This is a genomic window from Rhodopseudomonas sp. BR0M22 (assembly GCF_010907035.1).
GTDB lineage: Bacteria > Pseudomonadota > Alphaproteobacteria > Rhizobiales > Xanthobacteraceae > Rhodopseudomonas.
This window is the reverse complement of record NZ_QUMK01000030.1, coordinates 47,389-61,340: the sequence shown is the minus strand read 5'-3', so window position 1 is coordinate 61,340 and position 13,952 is coordinate 47,389. Positions and strand designations below refer to the sequence as shown.

Genomic DNA, 13,952 nt, shown 5'->3' with positions numbered 1-13,952 from the left:
CAGGCGCCGACCACCGTTTTTTTAACGAGATTGGGCGCGTATTCGGCGACCAGGAGACCGTGCATCGCCGGCACCAGCATCGCCACGCCGCGCGCCTGGCCGAGCTTCAACGTCGCAGCGCCGTCCTTGTTGACGAAAGTCTGCTCCACCGCAGCCTCGGCCGGCGCGTAGGCGGCCAGCACCTTCGCCAGCCCATCATGGATCGCCAGCAAGCGCTCAGCGAGCGGCAGGGTATCGCGCGGCTCCACCGAGCCGCACGCCACATACACCAGCCGATTGCCCTCGCTCTCGACCACACCCCAGCCGGTGCGGCGGAGGCCGGGGTCGACGCCAAGAATGCGGACGCTGTGATTCGGCGATGGTGTCATGGCCATGTGATAGCGCCGAAAAGCTTAAGAACAAAATAGCAACGGGCAGCCGTACCCAGGGAATGACTGGCGCAGGCTCGTCAGCGCAGTCGCCGACAACGAACCGACACCAGCGCGCTCCTTCCCTCGGGCGATCCCGAGGCGAGCACACATCAATTTACAACTTATAGTTGTTATGATCTTCTTTTGCTATCTTAACTCGAACCTCAGGAGCACGGACCATGACCCGCGTCATCACCCACGGCCAGGTCAGGCGGCAGTCTGAAACGGATCTCTATGCTGTTGCTGTCGACAACCTCACCTTCCCGACGCTTCCGGAAGTCGGCCCGCTGCCGCCGGCCGGCACTACCGGCACCCTGACGACCAAGACGGTGCCCAACCCGCCGTATACGGCGGCGCCACCGCCGCCGCCGCCGGTTCCGCCGGACCAGACCATCATCTACGAAGACAGCAACACCCAGAACACGGTCAGCATGCGTGTGGCCTCGGTCGTCGGCCCCGCGAAGTACAACATCGTCGTGCTGTAGAGCGACGCCCGCTGGATGCGCGGCCGACCGGCCGCGCAGTCCGGATCAGCCGGCCATTTTCGCCATCAGGGCGTCGGAGACTTCGAAGTTGGCATAGACGTTCTGCACGTCGTCGTGGTCGTTCAGAGCGTCCATCAGCTTGAACAGCTTCTCGCCGGTCTCGTCGTCGACCGCGACCGTGTTCTGCGGCTTCCAGATTAGCGCCGCCTTGCGGGCTTCGCCGAACTTGGCTTCGAGCGCCTTGGCGACATCGCGGAAGGTCTCCTGCGAAGCGTAGATCTCATGGCCCGACTCCGACGACACGACATCGTCCGCGCCGGCTTCAATCGCGGCGTCGAGCATCTCGTCGGCGGAGGCCTTGTCGGCGTCGTATTCGACGATGCCGGTGCGGTCGAACATGAAAGAGACCGAGCCGGTTTCACCGAGATTGCCGCCGGACTTGGTGAAGAACGAGCGGATATCGGAAGCGGCGCGGTTGCGGTTGTCAGTCAGCGCCTCGACGATGACGGCGACGCCGCCGGGGCCGTAGCCCTCATAACGGATTTCGTCATAGTTCTCAGAGTCGCCGCCGATCGCCTTCTTGATCGCGCGCTCGATATTGTCCTTCGGCATGTTTTCCGCACGCGCCGCGAGCACCGCGGCCCGCAGCCGGGGGTTCATCGCCGGGTCCGGCGTGCCGAGCTTGGCGGCCACCGTGATTTCGCGGGCGAGCTTACTGAACAGCTTGGACCGCTGTGCGTCCTGCCGGCCCTTGCGGTGCATAATGTTCTTGAATTGCGAATGTCCGGCCATGCGCTCTCTTTCGCGGGTCGATGCGTTGGAATTTCGGGCTGCGGCGCGGGTTTATAAGCGGCGCATCCGCCAAAATCAAAGGCTCGCCACCGTACCGAGGCGCGAAATCCAGAATTCCAGCGAAAGAAAATTTAACCGTAACTTCACGTAGAAAAGAGAGAGTATCTCGCTAAATTCTAGTTATACGGGAGGTATTATGGCGTTCGGCTTATTTCGCAAGCGGCTGCCGGAGACGGCGGCCCCGAACGTCGTTGCGGTTTCGACCCAGCCTGCGGCCGAACCGGCGGTCGCCGAGACCGATTCGGCGCGTGAAATCCTTGAACTGCTGGAGCTCGAGCTCGGCTCCCTGATCCGCCAGCTCGAACGCGCCGCCGTCTCGGTGACCACCGGCGTGCAGTCGACGACCACGACCCTGCACACCATCCGTGAGCGCACCGATGCTCTCACCGGCCGGACCAGCGCCGCTCAGGCCACCGCAGATTCGTTCTCACAAGCTGCCGACAAGTTCACCCATTCGGCCGAGGGGATCGGTGCCCAGGTCCGCCAAGCCTCGCAGCTCGCCGACGACGCCAGCGCCGCCGCCCAGGAAGCTACTGCCAATGTCGAACGGCTGCGGGATTCGTCGGCGGCAATCGGCAACGTGGTCAATCTGATCTCGCAGATTGCCCGCCAGACCACGCTGCTCGCCCTGAACTCGACGATCGAGGCTGCGCGCGCCGGCGCGGCGGGGCGTGGATTCGCCGTGGTGGCGACCGAGGTGAAGGCGCTGGCAGTTCAGACCCAAGAGGCCACCGAGGAGATCAAGCACAAGATCGACGCGCTGCAGCGCGACGCTTCCAGCTCGGCCGACGCGGTCCATCGCATCACCAGTGCGATTGCAGCGATCCGGCCGGTGTTCGAGACGGTCAACGGCGCGGTCGCCGAACAGAACGCCACCACCGGCGACATCGCCGGCAACGCCACCTCGGCCTCGACCTTCATCGCCTCGGTCGGCGACAGCACCGCCGAAATCGACAGCGCCACCCGCGAAGCCGAGCAGCACGGCGACGAAGTCGCCCGCGCTGGTCAGAACGTCACGTCTCTCGCCGAGAAGCTGCGGGCACGCACCGCGGTTCTGCTCAAGCTCGGCGATCGCGAAGACGCCCGACGCCGGGAGAAGCTGCCGTGCCACCTGCAGATCGAGATCGAGACTCCCCGCGGCAAGATCTCCGCGCCGGTATACGAAATCTCGATGGACGGGTTACTGATCAGCAGCCCGGCCGTGACCGGCCTCGCCACCGGGCAGCAACTCTCCGCCGAGTTGCAGGATATCGGCAGGTGCCGCATTCGCATCACCGAGCAAGGCAAGGCCGGGGCGTTGGCGCGGTTCGTCGCCCCCGACGCGGGTCTGCAGGAGCGGATCGAGGATCGGCTCTGGGTGATCCGCGACGAGAACACCGAGTTCGTCACCCGCGCCATCGAGGCCGGGCATGAACTTGCCAGGATGTTCGAGCGCGGCATTGCGTCGGGCGCGGTGACGCTCGAGCAGATGTTCGATGAGAACTACATCGAGATCCCCGGCACCGATCCGAAACAATATCGCACCCAATACCTCGATTGGGCCGACGGCGCCCTCCCCTCGTTCCAGGAAGCCTTCCTGGCGAAGGACCCGAGGATGGCGTTCTGCGTGATGATCGATCGTAACGGCTATCTGCCGGTCCACAACAAACTGTACTCGCAACCGCAGCGGCCGGGCGATGTCGCCTTCAACACCGCCAATGCCCGCAACCGCCGGATCTTCAACGATCCGGCCGGACTCGCGGCCGGCCGCAACACCCGCTCGTTCCTGATCCAGAGCTACGCCCGCGACATGGGCGGCGGCCAGACCGTGATGATGCGCGAGATCGACGTCCCGGTGCGGGTGCGCGGCCGCCACTGGGGCGGCTTCCGCACCGCGTACAAGCTGTGAGGAAAAGCGGCTGCTAACGGGCCAGCCGGTAGCGGCCGCCGATCACCGGATCGCCGTCAGTGGCGACGACGCCGCGCATTACCAGATCTTCCAGATGTGCCAGCACCGAATAGCCTGCAGCGCTCACCAGCCGCGGGTCGATGCCGATATAGATCGCCCGCACCATGCTGGGAATGTCGGTCTCGCCCTTGCCGAGGCGATGCAGGATCGAGGCTTCGCGCGCCAGCCGGTGCCGCTTCAGAAAGCGCGAGTAGCGCGGGCCTTCCGGAATCTCGGCGCCGTGACCGGACAGATAGAGCTGCTCGTCGCGGCCGATCAGACGGTCGAGCGACGCCATGTAGTCAGGCATCGAGCCGTCCGGCGGCGCCACGATGGTGGTCGACCAGCCCATGATGTGATCGCCGACGAACAGCGCGTCGCCCTCGCGCCAGGCGAACGCCATGTGATTGGCGGTGTGGCCCGGCGTCGCCACCGACTCGATGGTCCAACCGTCGCCCTCGATCACGTCGCCGTCGCGGATCGCGATATCGGGCTTGAAGTTGCGGTCGGCGCCGGATTCGGTCGACACCGTCTCACTCTCGAAATACGGCCGCGACGCCCGATGCGGCCCTTCGGCATAGACGGTCGCGCCGGTCGCCTGCTTGATCAGCGGCGTGCCGGGCGAGTGATCCTTGTGGGTGTGGGTGACCAGAATGTGCGTAACGGTCTCGCCTTTGACGGCGTCCAGCAGCGCATTGGCATGGGCTTCGTCCGCAGGACCCGGATCAATGATCGCGACCTTGCCGCGGCCGACGATGTAGCTGACGGTGCCGGTGAAGGTGAACGGCGACGGGTTGTTGCACAACACGCGGCGCAGGCCGGGACGGATTTCCTCGACCACTCCGGGCTGCAACGCGAACTCGCGATTGAACGGAACGTCGTCTTCGGACCTGCTCTCGTCGCTCATGGCGTTTCCAACCAAATTTGATTGTTGTTTGTTCTTACCAACTCGCCCGGGTGGTCATCCCCCGCGCATGCGGGGGATCCAGTACTCACCGCCATCGCATATAGCGAACACTCTGGGATACTGGGTCGCCCGCCTACGCGGGCGATAACGGCAGAGCGCGGAACAAAGGGCGCGGACTTACGCCCCGCCTTACGAAAACGCCTGCAGCCCGGTGATCGCCCGTCCCAGGATCAGGGCGTGAACGTCGTGGGTACCCTCGTAGGTGTTCACCGTCTCGAGGTTCTGGGCGTGGCGCATCACATGGTACTCGATCTGGATGCCGTTGCCGCCGTGCATGTCGCGAGCCATGCGGGCGATGTCGAGTGCCTTGCCGCAATTGTTGCGCTTGACGATCGAGATCATCTCCGGCGCCATCTTGCCCTCGTCCATCAGCCGGCCGACGCGCAAAGACGCCTGCAGGCCGAGGGTGATCTCGGTCTCCATGTCGGCGAGCTTCTTCTGCACCAGCTGGGTGGCGGCGAGCGGACGGTTGAACTGCTTGCGGTCGAGCGTGTACTGCCGGGCGCGGTGGAAGCAGTCTTCCGCAGCGCCCATCGCGCCCCAGGAGATGCCGTAGCGGGCGCGGTTGAGGCAACCGAACGGGCCCTTGAGGCCGGAGACGTTCGGCAACAGATTCTCCTCCGGCACCACCACGCCGTCCATCACGATCTCGCCGGTGATCGAGGCGCGCAGGGAGAGCTTGCCGCCGACCTTCGGCGCCGACAGGCCCTTCATGCCCTTCTCGAGGACGAAGCCGCGGATCTGATTGTCGTGCGCGGCGGACTTCGCCCACACCACGAACACGTCGGCGATCGGCGCGTTCGAGATCCACATCTTGCTGCCGGTGAGGCGATAGCCGTCGGCGACCTTCTCGGCCTTGGTCTTCATGCCGCCGGGGTCCGAGCCGGCGTCCGGCTCGGTGAGGCCGAAGCAGCCGACCCATTCGCCGGAGGCGAGCTTGGGCAGGTACTTCTTGCGCTGGTTCTCGTCGCCATAGGCGTAGATCGGATACATCACCAGCGACGACTGCACGCTGTTCATCGAGCGATAGCCGCTGTCGACCCGCTCGATCTCGCGGGCCACCAGGCCGTAGGCGACGTAGCTGGCATTGGCGCAGCCGTATTCCTCCGGCAGCGTGACGCCGATCAGGCCGAGCGAACCCATCTCGTTGAAGATCTCGCGATCGGTCTTCTCTTCGAGATAGGCCTGATTGACGCGCGGCAGCAGCTTGTCCTGGGCGTAAGCGCGCGCGGTGTCGCGGATCATTCGCTCGTCTTCGGTGAGCTGATCTTCCAAGAGGAGGGGATCCTCCCACTTGAAGCTCGCAGGAGCCGGCTTGTCCTTGGTTTGCGCGCGCACGCTCATCGATTGTCCTTTCAGACCTTGCCGCATCGGGCGATGTTGATGGGGAGGGTAAGACCTCGGTCAGGTGCCTTCAAGGTGCTCGGTGCCGACGATCTCGATGCCGAAACCGGACAAGCCCTTGTAGTCGATCTGCGACGTGGTGAGATTCCGGATCGACGTCACACCGAGATCTCGCAGGATCTGCGCGCCGACGCCGATCTCGCGCCACTGCCGATGCCGGTCGGCCTCGGCGGTCTTCTGCTCGTCGAGCGGCGCGACCGGCACGCCAGCGGCGCCATCGCGCAGATAGACCAGCACGCCGGAACCGTTCGCCTTGAAGTGATCGAGCACCGCCTGCATCCGCCGCGGACCGGTGAAGAGTTCTTTGACGATGTTCGGCTTGTGGAACCGGGTGAGCACGTTCTTGCCGTCGCCGATGCCGTTGTAGACACAGGCGACGTGGGCGATTTCGTCGAACGGCGAACGGTAGGCATAGCCCTGCATCGGACCGATCGGACTATCGATAGAAAACGTCGCGACGCGCTCGATCAACTTCTCGCGCGCCTGACGATACGAAATCAGGTCCGCGATGGTCACCAACTTGAGATTATGCTTCTTGGCGAATTCGACGACCTGCGCGCCCTTGGTGACGGTGCCGTCGTCGTTCATCAATTCGCTGATCACGCCGACCGGCGGCAGACCGGCGAGCTTGCACAGATCGACCGCGGCCTCGGTATGACCGGAGCGCAGCAGCACGCCGCCCTCGCGCGCGATCAGCGGAAAGATGTGACCGGGGCGGGCGAAGTCGTTGGCGCCAGCATTCGGATTGGCGAGCGCGCGGCAGCACGAGGCGCGTTCGTCCGCCGAAATCCCGGTGCCGTTGTCCGGCTTGTAGTCGATCGAGACGGTGAAGGCGGTGGTATGGTTGCTGTCGTTGTGCGCAACCATCGGGTCGAGCCGCAGCCGCCGCGCATCGTCCATGGTGATCGGGGCGCACACGATGCCCGAGGTATGACGGATGATGAACGCCATCTTCTCGGCGGTGCACAGCGAGGCGGCGACCACCAGATCGCCTTCTCCCTCACGATCGTCGTCATCGGTGACGACGACGATTTCGCCGGCGGCGAAGGCTTGCAGAACTTCTTGAATCGGATGCGCCATGGTCGGATCTCTCGGACAAGACCCGACCATATGACGCAGCACGGGCGAGGACGCAAGGCGGGCCGCCAAGGCGGCCTCCTTGCGTGAAATTCTCTACCGCAGAGCGAAATTGGTCGCCAAATGCGGTTCGTGGTTACTCCGCAGCGGACGGAGCGGATGCGGCCGCCTTCTTCTTGGCGAACTGATCGTAAGCCTCGACCGCTTGGGCGGCGTACATCACGCTGGGACCGGCGCCCATGTAAATCGCCATGCCCATCGTCTCCATCACCTCGTCGCGGGTCGCGCCGTGCTTGACTGCGGCTTCGGCGTGAAAGCCGATGCAGCCATCGCAACGCGTCGCCACCGAGATCGCCAGAGCGATCAGCTCCTTGGTCTTGGTATCCAGCGCATTGGCCTTGAGCGCCGCCTGCGCGATCGCCGAGAAGCCCTTCATGACGTCCGGCGCCCCGGTGCGGACTTCGCGCAGCGCCACCGAGAGCTCGCCCGTCAGATCGATCCAATTCTTGTGCATGGTTTCCCCTATTCAGAAAAAGGCAACTCCCGGGAACGGGCTGCGCCGCCCCGAGAGCCACACTTGGGTCGACGGCGTCAAGACTTGGTCGCGCAGGTCTTGATACCGAACAGCGTATAGGCCGGGCAGAAACCGATCGCCGCCGTCAACAGCGGCACGACGCCGATCCAGGCCCAGATCGGCCCGGTGGTGAGCGCCCAATAAATCAGGCCGGCGCCCACGATGGCGCGCAGCACACGATCGATCATTCCCATGTTCACAGTCATTGTCGTTCCCCTCGCTCGGTTGAGTGACGCGCTGGTTGTACGGCGATGGTGAGTCACGGTCTGTGACCAAGTCACCGGCGCTCGCGAGGAAGCGAAAATCCGCAAAAGCAGTCTCAGTGGGCGGATCGGGCGGCGGCGCGCAGCGGTGCGGCGTTGCGCAGCTCCACCCGGCCGCGCCCGAGACTGACCCAGCCGCGGCGCTCGAAGGTCTTGAGGTGACGGCTGACAACCTCCCGTGCCGAGCCGATTTCGGCAGCGAGCTGGGCATGGGTGATCGACAACTCGCGCCCATCGGCGGCGAGCGCCAGCAGGCGCGAGGCCAGCCGGGTCTCGATCGAGGCGAATGCGACGTTCTGGATCACCGCCATCAGGTCCGCCATGCGGGCGGCCTGGGCGTTGAACACGAAACTGCGGAATTGCGACGAGCGCCCCATCAGATCGTGAAAGGTCGCGGCCGGCAGGCCGACCGCCTCGACCGGGCTCTCGGTCACCGCGAACGCGCTGTAACTGTCGGAGGCGAGCAGCGCCAATGTCGTCAGGATGCAGATACTGCCGGGGCCAAGCCGGTAGAGGACGATCTCGTTGCCGGCCGGATCGAGCTGAAACACGCGCACCGTGCCGCTGCAGACCAGGATGAACATGCCGCACGGCTGGTCCGGCGCGAACACCGACGCGCCCGCCGGCAGGCTCATGGCCATCGCCGTACCCGCGAGGGACGATCGCTCCGTCTCCGGCAGCTCCCCGAGTGCCGGGAAGCCGCGTAACCAATCGACAGCAGGCAAACTCATCACAACCGACCAAGGTTCACGCTCGAGCCGCCGAGGATACGGGCGAGAGCCGTGGCCGCCAGTTGATCTTGATCAACGGCGCTGTGGCGACCAGCCGCGGCTGGTCGCCACAGCGGACGACGCCTCAGGGGTTATCGGTCGCCGTCGAGGGGCCGGAAATGACGTCGCCGTCCCGGTGACGCCAGTAGCGGGCGCGCAGCCGCGGCGCGATCCACCACGCAATCGGCGCGGCCAGAATGAAGCTCGCCGCGACCGCCAACGGAACCCAGTCCATCGCGTTCCGCGAAAGCGCCGGAATGGTCAGCACGGCCACCATGCCGACGCCGAACAACACGGCGTTGGTCATCATGTAAACGAGCGAAGCGATACGAAAGCGGTTGGACATCTGAACCTCCTGTTGGGGGATCAATGTCAGCGAGGCGAGAGTTGTTCCGAGACCAATCGATGGTCATTTCTTGACAACGCCCCGGCCGCGCAGTTGCACCACATCAATTGCGGCTTGTTCGAGTTCCGGCTTGTTCGACTTGCAATGTGCCGCCGACGCAGCGGCTCCATCGCCTCCTTCATCAACCGAACCGGCCCCCCTTCTGGATCACCTCGATCTTGTAACCGTCCGGATCTGCGGCGAAGAAGAAGCGTGCCAACACGCCGCCATCGTGCCGCAATTCCCGGAGCGGACCGGGCGCGAGATTTTCACGCTCAAAGCGCGCGTGCTCCGCGGCCACATCGTCGACCACCACCGCAAGATGGCCGTAGCCATCGCCGAGCTGATAGGGCTCGGTTCGATCGGCATTGACGGTGAGTTCAAGTTCGAACGGAGACGACGGATGACGCAGGTAGATCAGTGTGAAATCGTCGAAAGCGATACGATCGGCTGGCTCCAGCCCAAAGGCCGCGCGGTAGTACTTCAGCGACCGTTCTTCGTCGAGCACACGAACCATCGAATGAACCGGCTTCGCCATTACGGGCCTTCCTCTGCTGACGGAATTCAGGGCAGGCGCCACTCAGCGGCGCTGTTGTCGTCACGCCAATTGTGCGACGAAACGCGCAAAGAACGCCAGCGCCGACAACGAGCAGTATCGGCAACGTGCTACACGTCGTGGTAGTCACGCTCGTCTCGCAATGCAAACCAGAAGTTCTTCGCAACCGCATTGCAACAACGATTTCTTCTTGGCTTGCCGCATTCGGCACGGACTATTTCTTGCCACTTTGCTGAGGAGGTATAAGTTCACCATTCGCGAGTTCGCCAGCCTCCTTACAGACACTGAGCGAGTTCGCGCGGGACATGTCGAGGGTCAACGAATTCGCCGAGGTGATCGCGAGCAGCCGGGCAGCGGCCCGGTTGGGCGCCGCTCATCGGCGCCTCGGATGCCATGACGCCAAGGGAGCCGACATGGACCAGCGAGACGTTCGCGCCGCCTGGGAGCGCTTCGTTGAACGCGGCGCGCTGGCGGGCGAGCTGCGGTCCCCTGTGGCGAATTCGTGGCAGCGTTCACGTCGCCATCAAGTCGCAGTCGACCGCGCGACCGCTCCGCTGGTCGCCGAAGCCGAGCTGTTTCGTCAGCGCGCCAAGCACGGCGCGCTACGTCACGCAGCACGTCCGGCGCTGGAGAACTCTCGGACGTTTTTGAGCGATGCCCATTCAATCATGATCCTGACCGACCCATCGGGTCTCATCATCGATACCGAAGGCGACGCGCGCGTGATCGATGCCGGGCGGGCCGTGCATCTCGAACATGGCGGCCGCTGGAGCGAGGCCGATATCGGCACCAACGCGATCGGCGCGGCGATGGCGGAAGCGCGGCCGGTGCAGATCCACGGCGCCGAGCACTTCTGCACCGAAGTCCAGCGCTGGACTTGCGCGGCGGTTCCGGTACGCGATCCAATCGACGGCGAAGTCCTCGGCATCGTCGACATTTCCGGACCGGCTGCGACTTTCAATCCGCACAGCCTGGCGCTCGCGGTCTGCGTCGGGCAGCAGGTCGAAAGCGTGCTGGCCCGCGCCATCAAGGAAGATCACGAACGCCTGCTGCAGCACTATCTCGCCAACCGCGCGATCTGGGCAGCCGACGAATGTCTGCTGATCGATCGGCGCGGCAATATCCTTCACGGCAGCGAGATTGCCCGCAAGGCAATCGCCGACAGCCGGCGTGGCGGCGCCCACGATCCGCCGACCCGGATCCTCAAGCAGCTCGACTTCACCGACTGGCCGACGAAGCTGAAGGAGCTGATTCCGAGCGCCAGCTTCGATCTCGTCGCCCATGAGGACACCGGAATTGGCGCCGTGATCGTGCTGCACGCGAGGCGGCGGCCCAGCGGCTCGGATCGCAGCCCGCAGCGGGCGGATCCGCCCGGTGATCGCCGACCGAATTCGGAAGCGCGGCCGGCGCCGCCTCCAGGCTTACGCTTTTGCGAGGATCCGGCCACAAAGCGTCCGGACTGTGCCCGTCCTGCGAATCGGCAATCGCGCCGTTCCCCTTCGCCGGCGACCAGCTTCGTCGCTGCTGATCCGGCGGTGCAGGCCGTCGTCCGCCGCGTCGAAATCGCTGCCGCCCGAAAAGTGCCGATCCTGATCCTCGGCGAGACCGGCACCGGCAAGGAACAGCTCGCCCGCCATGCCCACGCCGCCAGCGGCAGAACCGGCGCCTTCGTGCCGGTCAACTGCGCGGCGCTGCCGGACAGCCTGATCGAGGCCGAACTGTTCGGCTACGCCGAGGGCGCGTTCACCGGCGCCCGCCGCGGCGGCGCGCCCGGGCTGGTGCAGGAAGCCGACGGAGGGACCTTGTTCCTCGACGAAATCGGCGACATGCCGATCGCACTGCAGGCAGTGCTGCTGCGTCTGATCGACGATTGGACGGTGCGGCCGGTCGGCGGCGCACGCAAGCGGGTGGATGTCTTTCTGGTCTCGGCCACCAATGCGGGACTCGAGGACGCGGTCGCCCAGGGCCGTTTCAGATCCGACCTGCTGTATCGGCTCAACACGGTCGAAGTCACCCTGCCGCGCCTGCGCGATCGGACCGACTTCGAGTCGATCGTGCGACATCTGATCGACGGCATCGATCCGCGCTGCAACGTCGGAGCACAGACGATCGCATCGCTTGCGGCACGATCCTGGCCCGGCAATATCCGCGAATTGCGCAACATCCTGGCGCGCATCGCCCTCGCCTGCGGCGACGAGCCGGGATCGGCGACGATTGCCGACCTGATCGGCCAGACACCACCAACGAAGCTCGGATCGTTGCAGGACATGCAGCTCGCCAGCATCCTCGCGGTGCATGCCGAGACCGCCGGCAATGTCAGCGAAACCGCCCGCCGCCTCGGCGTATCCCGCAACACGGTGTACCGCGCGCTGGGTCAGACGGCGCCGCGGTGATCGCTATCCAACAGTATACTTCTTGATTCACCGAGACGCTCTCAACGGGCACAACCTCATGGTGAGGAGGCGCGCAGCGCCGTCTCGAACCATGGGCCGCGAGTCGAACGTGGCCCATCCTTCGAGACGCCCGGCTTCGCCGGGCTCCTCGGGATGAGGAGCCCGGCACGTGGTCACGGTCGTATCGCTTCAATCAGTGGAAGCTTTCCGAGGGCTGCACCGACGAGTGCACTCTCACAGCAGCTCCGCGCCGCCGCCACGGGCGGGTTCGGCGGTGATGTCGTGAACCTCCGGCTTCTTGGCGATCAGCGTCTGTGTGGTCAGGATCAGTGCGGCGACAGAGCCGGCGTTGCGGACGGCCGAGTAGCTGACCTTCACCGGATCGATGATGCCGGACTTGATCATGTCGACCGTGGTGCCGGTGCGTGCGTCGAAGCCGTAACCGTTGCTGGCCTTGGCGACTTTGTCGACAGCGGCGGAGCTGTCGCGGCCGCAATTAGCAACGATGCAGGCGAGCGGCTGGCTCAGCGCACGCTGCACCAGCTCCGCGCCCTGCCGCGCGCTGCCCTCGAGCTTTCCGATCAAGCCATCGAGTTCGGGGGCGACCCTGATCAAGGCGACACCGCCGCCGGGCACGATGCCCTCCTCGATCGCCGCGCGGGTGGCGTTGATCGAATCCTCGATCAGTTGCGCGCGGCGTTTCTGTTCGACCGGCGTGGCGCCGCCGGCGAGTATCATCGCCGTACCACCGGAAAGCTTGGCCAATCGCTCCTGGAATTTATCGCGTTCGATGTTTTCCGGAGCGGCCTCGTACTGCCGCAGCACCTGCGCGCGGCGAGCTTCGATTTCGTTAGGTTTACCGTGGCCTGCCGTGATCAACGTCTTAGAGGACGAGATCCGCACCTGCCGCGCTGCGCCGAGATCCTCGAGCTTGGCGCGTTCCAATGTGCCGCCGAGATCACGTGAAATCACCCGGCCGCCGGTCGCGACCGCGATGTCTTCCAGCATGGCTTTGCGCCAGTGGCCATATTCCGGCGGGTGAATCGCCGCGACCTTGATGTTGGTCTTCTCGCGCCGCGACAGCAGCATCATGATCACCGGCGGTGCCACCTCCTCGGCGATGATCAGGAGCGGTCGCCCGCTCTTCTCGATCAGCGCGAACACACCGGCGAGCTGATCGCTGGTCTGGATCTTGTGGTCGGTCATCAGGATGTAGGGCTCGTCGAGCACCACCTGCATGCGCTCCACGTCGGTGACCATGTGGTGGGAGAGATAGCCGCGCTCGAACGCCATGCCCTCGACGACTTCCAGCGTGGTCTCGACCGTGGAGCCGAACTCCACCGCGACGATGCCGTGATTGCCGGCGCGCGCAAACGCTTCTGCGACCATCGCGCCGAGCCGGGCATCGTTGACAGCGATCGTGGCGATGGCGCGAATGCCGTTCGGACCGTCGACCGGTTTCGCTGCGCGTTTGAGTGCCCTGATGGTTTCCTCGACGGCGGCTTCCACCCCCTCGACGAGCTCGACCGCGTTGGCACCGCCGGCGAGCAGCTTGAGACCCTGCTGCACCAGGAAATCCGCCAGCACGGTCGCCGTCGTGGTGCCGTCGCCGGCGACCTCGTTGGTCTGCTTCGAGACCTCGCGCAGCACTTGCGCCCCCATATTCTCGAACGGGCATTCCAGCTCGATTTCGGCCGCGATGCTGACGCCGTCGCGCGAAACCAGCGGCGTACCGATCGGCCGGTCCATGACGGCATTCATCCCCTTCGGCCCGAGCGTTCCGCTGACTGCTTTCGCCAGCTTGGCGACCCCGCGTCCCAGCGCTTCGCGCGCCGGGGCATCGTGAAGCATCATCTTAGCCATCGTGATCCTCCCTGGTTTTTGTTGTG

At 64.9% G+C, this 13,952-nt stretch carries 14 protein-coding genes; 3 read left to right on the top strand and 11 right to left on the bottom strand.

Annotated elements, in window-relative coordinates:
- On the bottom strand, positions 1-368 hold a 368-nt coding region (locus DY468_RS11975), incomplete at its 3' end, for a crossover junction endodeoxyribonuclease RuvC (protein WP_164605036.1).
- Between the two features lie 221 nt (positions 369-589).
- On the opposite strand from DY468_RS11975, the gene DY468_RS11970 reads away from it, so the two are divergent.
- A complete protein-coding gene (locus DY468_RS11970) occupies positions 590-895 on the top strand; it encodes a hypothetical protein (RefSeq protein WP_164605028.1) in 306 nt (101 codons plus the stop codon).
- Positions 896-940: 45 nt separating this feature from the next.
- Here the strand turns inward: DY468_RS11970 and DY468_RS11965 are convergent, their stop codons facing one another.
- Positions 941-1,687 carry a YebC/PmpR family DNA-binding transcriptional regulator gene (locus tag DY468_RS11965; RefSeq protein WP_164605027.1) on the bottom strand — a complete coding sequence of 249 codons (747 nt, stop codon included), beginning with the start codon at positions 1,685-1,687 and terminating at the stop codon, positions 941-943.
- A 196-nt stretch (positions 1,688-1,883) separates the two neighbouring features.
- Here DY468_RS11965 and DY468_RS11960 point away from each other — a divergent pair, with 196 nt between their 5' ends.
- Complete coding sequence (locus tag DY468_RS11960) at positions 1,884-3,635, top strand: methyl-accepting chemotaxis protein (RefSeq protein ID WP_164605026.1); 1,752 nt, start codon at positions 1,884-1,886, stop codon at positions 3,633-3,635.
- Between the two features lie 13 nt (positions 3,636-3,648).
- On the opposite strand, the gene DY468_RS11955 is transcribed toward DY468_RS11960, so the two are convergent.
- The 8 genes from DY468_RS11955 to DY468_RS11920 form a co-directional block, all read right to left on the bottom strand.
- Positions 3,649-4,581 carry an MBL fold metallo-hydrolase gene (locus tag DY468_RS11955; protein ID WP_164605025.1) on the bottom strand — a complete coding sequence of 311 codons (933 nt, stop codon included), beginning with the start codon at positions 4,579-4,581 and terminating at the stop codon, positions 3,649-3,651.
- A gap of 189 nt (positions 4,582-4,770) precedes the next feature.
- Positions 4,771-5,985, bottom strand: coding sequence for an acyl-CoA dehydrogenase (locus tag DY468_RS11950; protein ID WP_107354472.1), 1,215 nt, complete (start codon positions 5,983-5,985; stop codon positions 4,771-4,773).
- 60 nt (positions 5,986-6,045) lie between these two features.
- Positions 6,046-7,125, bottom strand: coding sequence for a 3,4-dihydroxy-2-butanone-4-phosphate synthase (gene ribB, locus DY468_RS11945; RefSeq protein ID WP_164605024.1), 1,080 nt, complete (start codon positions 7,123-7,125; stop codon positions 6,046-6,048).
- Positions 7,126-7,258: 133 nt separating this feature from the next.
- Positions 7,259-7,636: a carboxymuconolactone decarboxylase family protein gene (locus DY468_RS11940; RefSeq protein WP_164605023.1), complete on the bottom strand. Its 378-nt coding sequence runs from the start codon at positions 7,634-7,636 to the stop codon at positions 7,259-7,261.
- A 77-nt stretch (positions 7,637-7,713) separates the two neighbouring features.
- Positions 7,714-7,902 (bottom strand): YgaP family membrane protein, encoded by a 189-nt coding sequence (locus DY468_RS11935; RefSeq protein WP_110788005.1) that lies wholly within the window; start codon positions 7,900-7,902, stop codon positions 7,714-7,716.
- A 113-nt stretch (positions 7,903-8,015) separates the two neighbouring features.
- Complete coding sequence (locus DY468_RS11930; protein WP_164605022.1) at positions 8,016-8,690, bottom strand: Crp/Fnr family transcriptional regulator; 675 nt, start codon at positions 8,688-8,690, stop codon at positions 8,016-8,018.
- Positions 8,691-8,814: 124 nt separating this feature from the next.
- A complete protein-coding gene (locus tag DY468_RS11925; protein ID WP_164605021.1) occupies positions 8,815-9,075 on the bottom strand; it encodes a PH domain-containing protein in 261 nt (86 codons plus the stop codon).
- A 181-nt stretch (positions 9,076-9,256) separates the two neighbouring features.
- Entirely contained in the window at positions 9,257-9,652 is a 396-nt protein-coding gene (locus tag DY468_RS11920; RefSeq protein WP_164605035.1) for a VOC family protein, read from the bottom strand.
- Between the two features lie 431 nt (positions 9,653-10,083).
- Here DY468_RS11920 and DY468_RS11915 point away from each other — a divergent pair, with 431 nt between their 5' ends.
- Positions 10,084-12,063 carry a sigma-54-dependent Fis family transcriptional regulator gene (locus tag DY468_RS11915; RefSeq protein WP_164605020.1) on the top strand — a complete coding sequence of 660 codons (1,980 nt, stop codon included), beginning with the start codon at positions 10,084-10,086 and terminating at the stop codon, positions 12,061-12,063.
- Positions 12,064-12,297: 234 nt separating this feature from the next.
- Here the strand turns inward: DY468_RS11915 and DY468_RS11910 are convergent, their stop codons facing one another.
- Positions 12,298-13,926: a molecular chaperone GroEL gene (locus tag DY468_RS11910; RefSeq protein ID WP_164605019.1), complete on the bottom strand. Its 1,629-nt coding sequence runs from the start codon at positions 13,924-13,926 to the stop codon at positions 12,298-12,300.
- Positions 13,927-13,952: the final 26 nt, after the last annotated feature.

Excerpts from the sequence above, each read along its gene's own strand:
- DY468_RS11920 (WP_164605035.1), bottom strand. The coding sequence starts at position 9,652 with ATGGCGAAGCCGGTTCATTCGATGGTTCGTGTGCTCGACGAAGAACGG.
- DY468_RS11930 (WP_164605022.1), bottom strand. The coding sequence starts at position 8,690 with ATGAGTTTGCCTGCTGTCGATTGGTTACGCGGCTTCCCGGCACTCGGG.
- DY468_RS11940 (WP_164605023.1), bottom strand. The coding sequence starts at position 7,636 with ATGCACAAGAATTGGATCGATCTGACGGGCGAGCTCTCGGTGGCGCTG.
- DY468_RS11935 (WP_110788005.1), bottom strand. The coding sequence starts at position 7,902 with ATGACTGTGAACATGGGAATGATCGATCGTGTGCTGCGCGCCATCGTG.
- DY468_RS11915 (WP_164605020.1), top strand. The coding sequence starts at position 10,084 with ATGGACCAGCGAGACGTTCGCGCCGCCTGGGAGCGCTTCGTTGAACGC.
- DY468_RS11910 (WP_164605019.1), bottom strand. The coding sequence starts at position 13,926 with ATGGCTAAGATGATGCTTCACGATGCCCCGGCGCGCGAAGCGCTGGGA.
- DY468_RS11955 (WP_164605025.1), bottom strand. The coding sequence starts at position 4,581 with ATGAGCGACGAGAGCAGGTCCGAAGACGACGTTCCGTTCAATCGCGAG.
- DY468_RS11960 (WP_164605026.1), top strand. The coding sequence starts at position 1,884 with ATGGCGTTCGGCTTATTTCGCAAGCGGCTGCCGGAGACGGCGGCCCCG.
- DY468_RS11965 (WP_164605027.1), bottom strand. The coding sequence starts at position 1,687 with ATGGCCGGACATTCGCAATTCAAGAACATTATGCACCGCAAGGGCCGG.
- DY468_RS11970 (WP_164605028.1), top strand. The coding sequence starts at position 590 with ATGACCCGCGTCATCACCCACGGCCAGGTCAGGCGGCAGTCTGAAACG.
- DY468_RS11925 (WP_164605021.1), bottom strand. The coding sequence starts at position 9,075 with ATGTCCAACCGCTTTCGTATCGCTTCGCTCGTTTACATGATGACCAAC.
- DY468_RS11950 (WP_107354472.1), bottom strand. The coding sequence starts at position 5,985 with ATGAGCGTGCGCGCGCAAACCAAGGACAAGCCGGCTCCTGCGAGCTTC.
- ribB (WP_164605024.1), bottom strand. The coding sequence starts at position 7,125 with ATGGCGCATCCGATTCAAGAAGTTCTGCAAGCCTTCGCCGCCGGCGAA.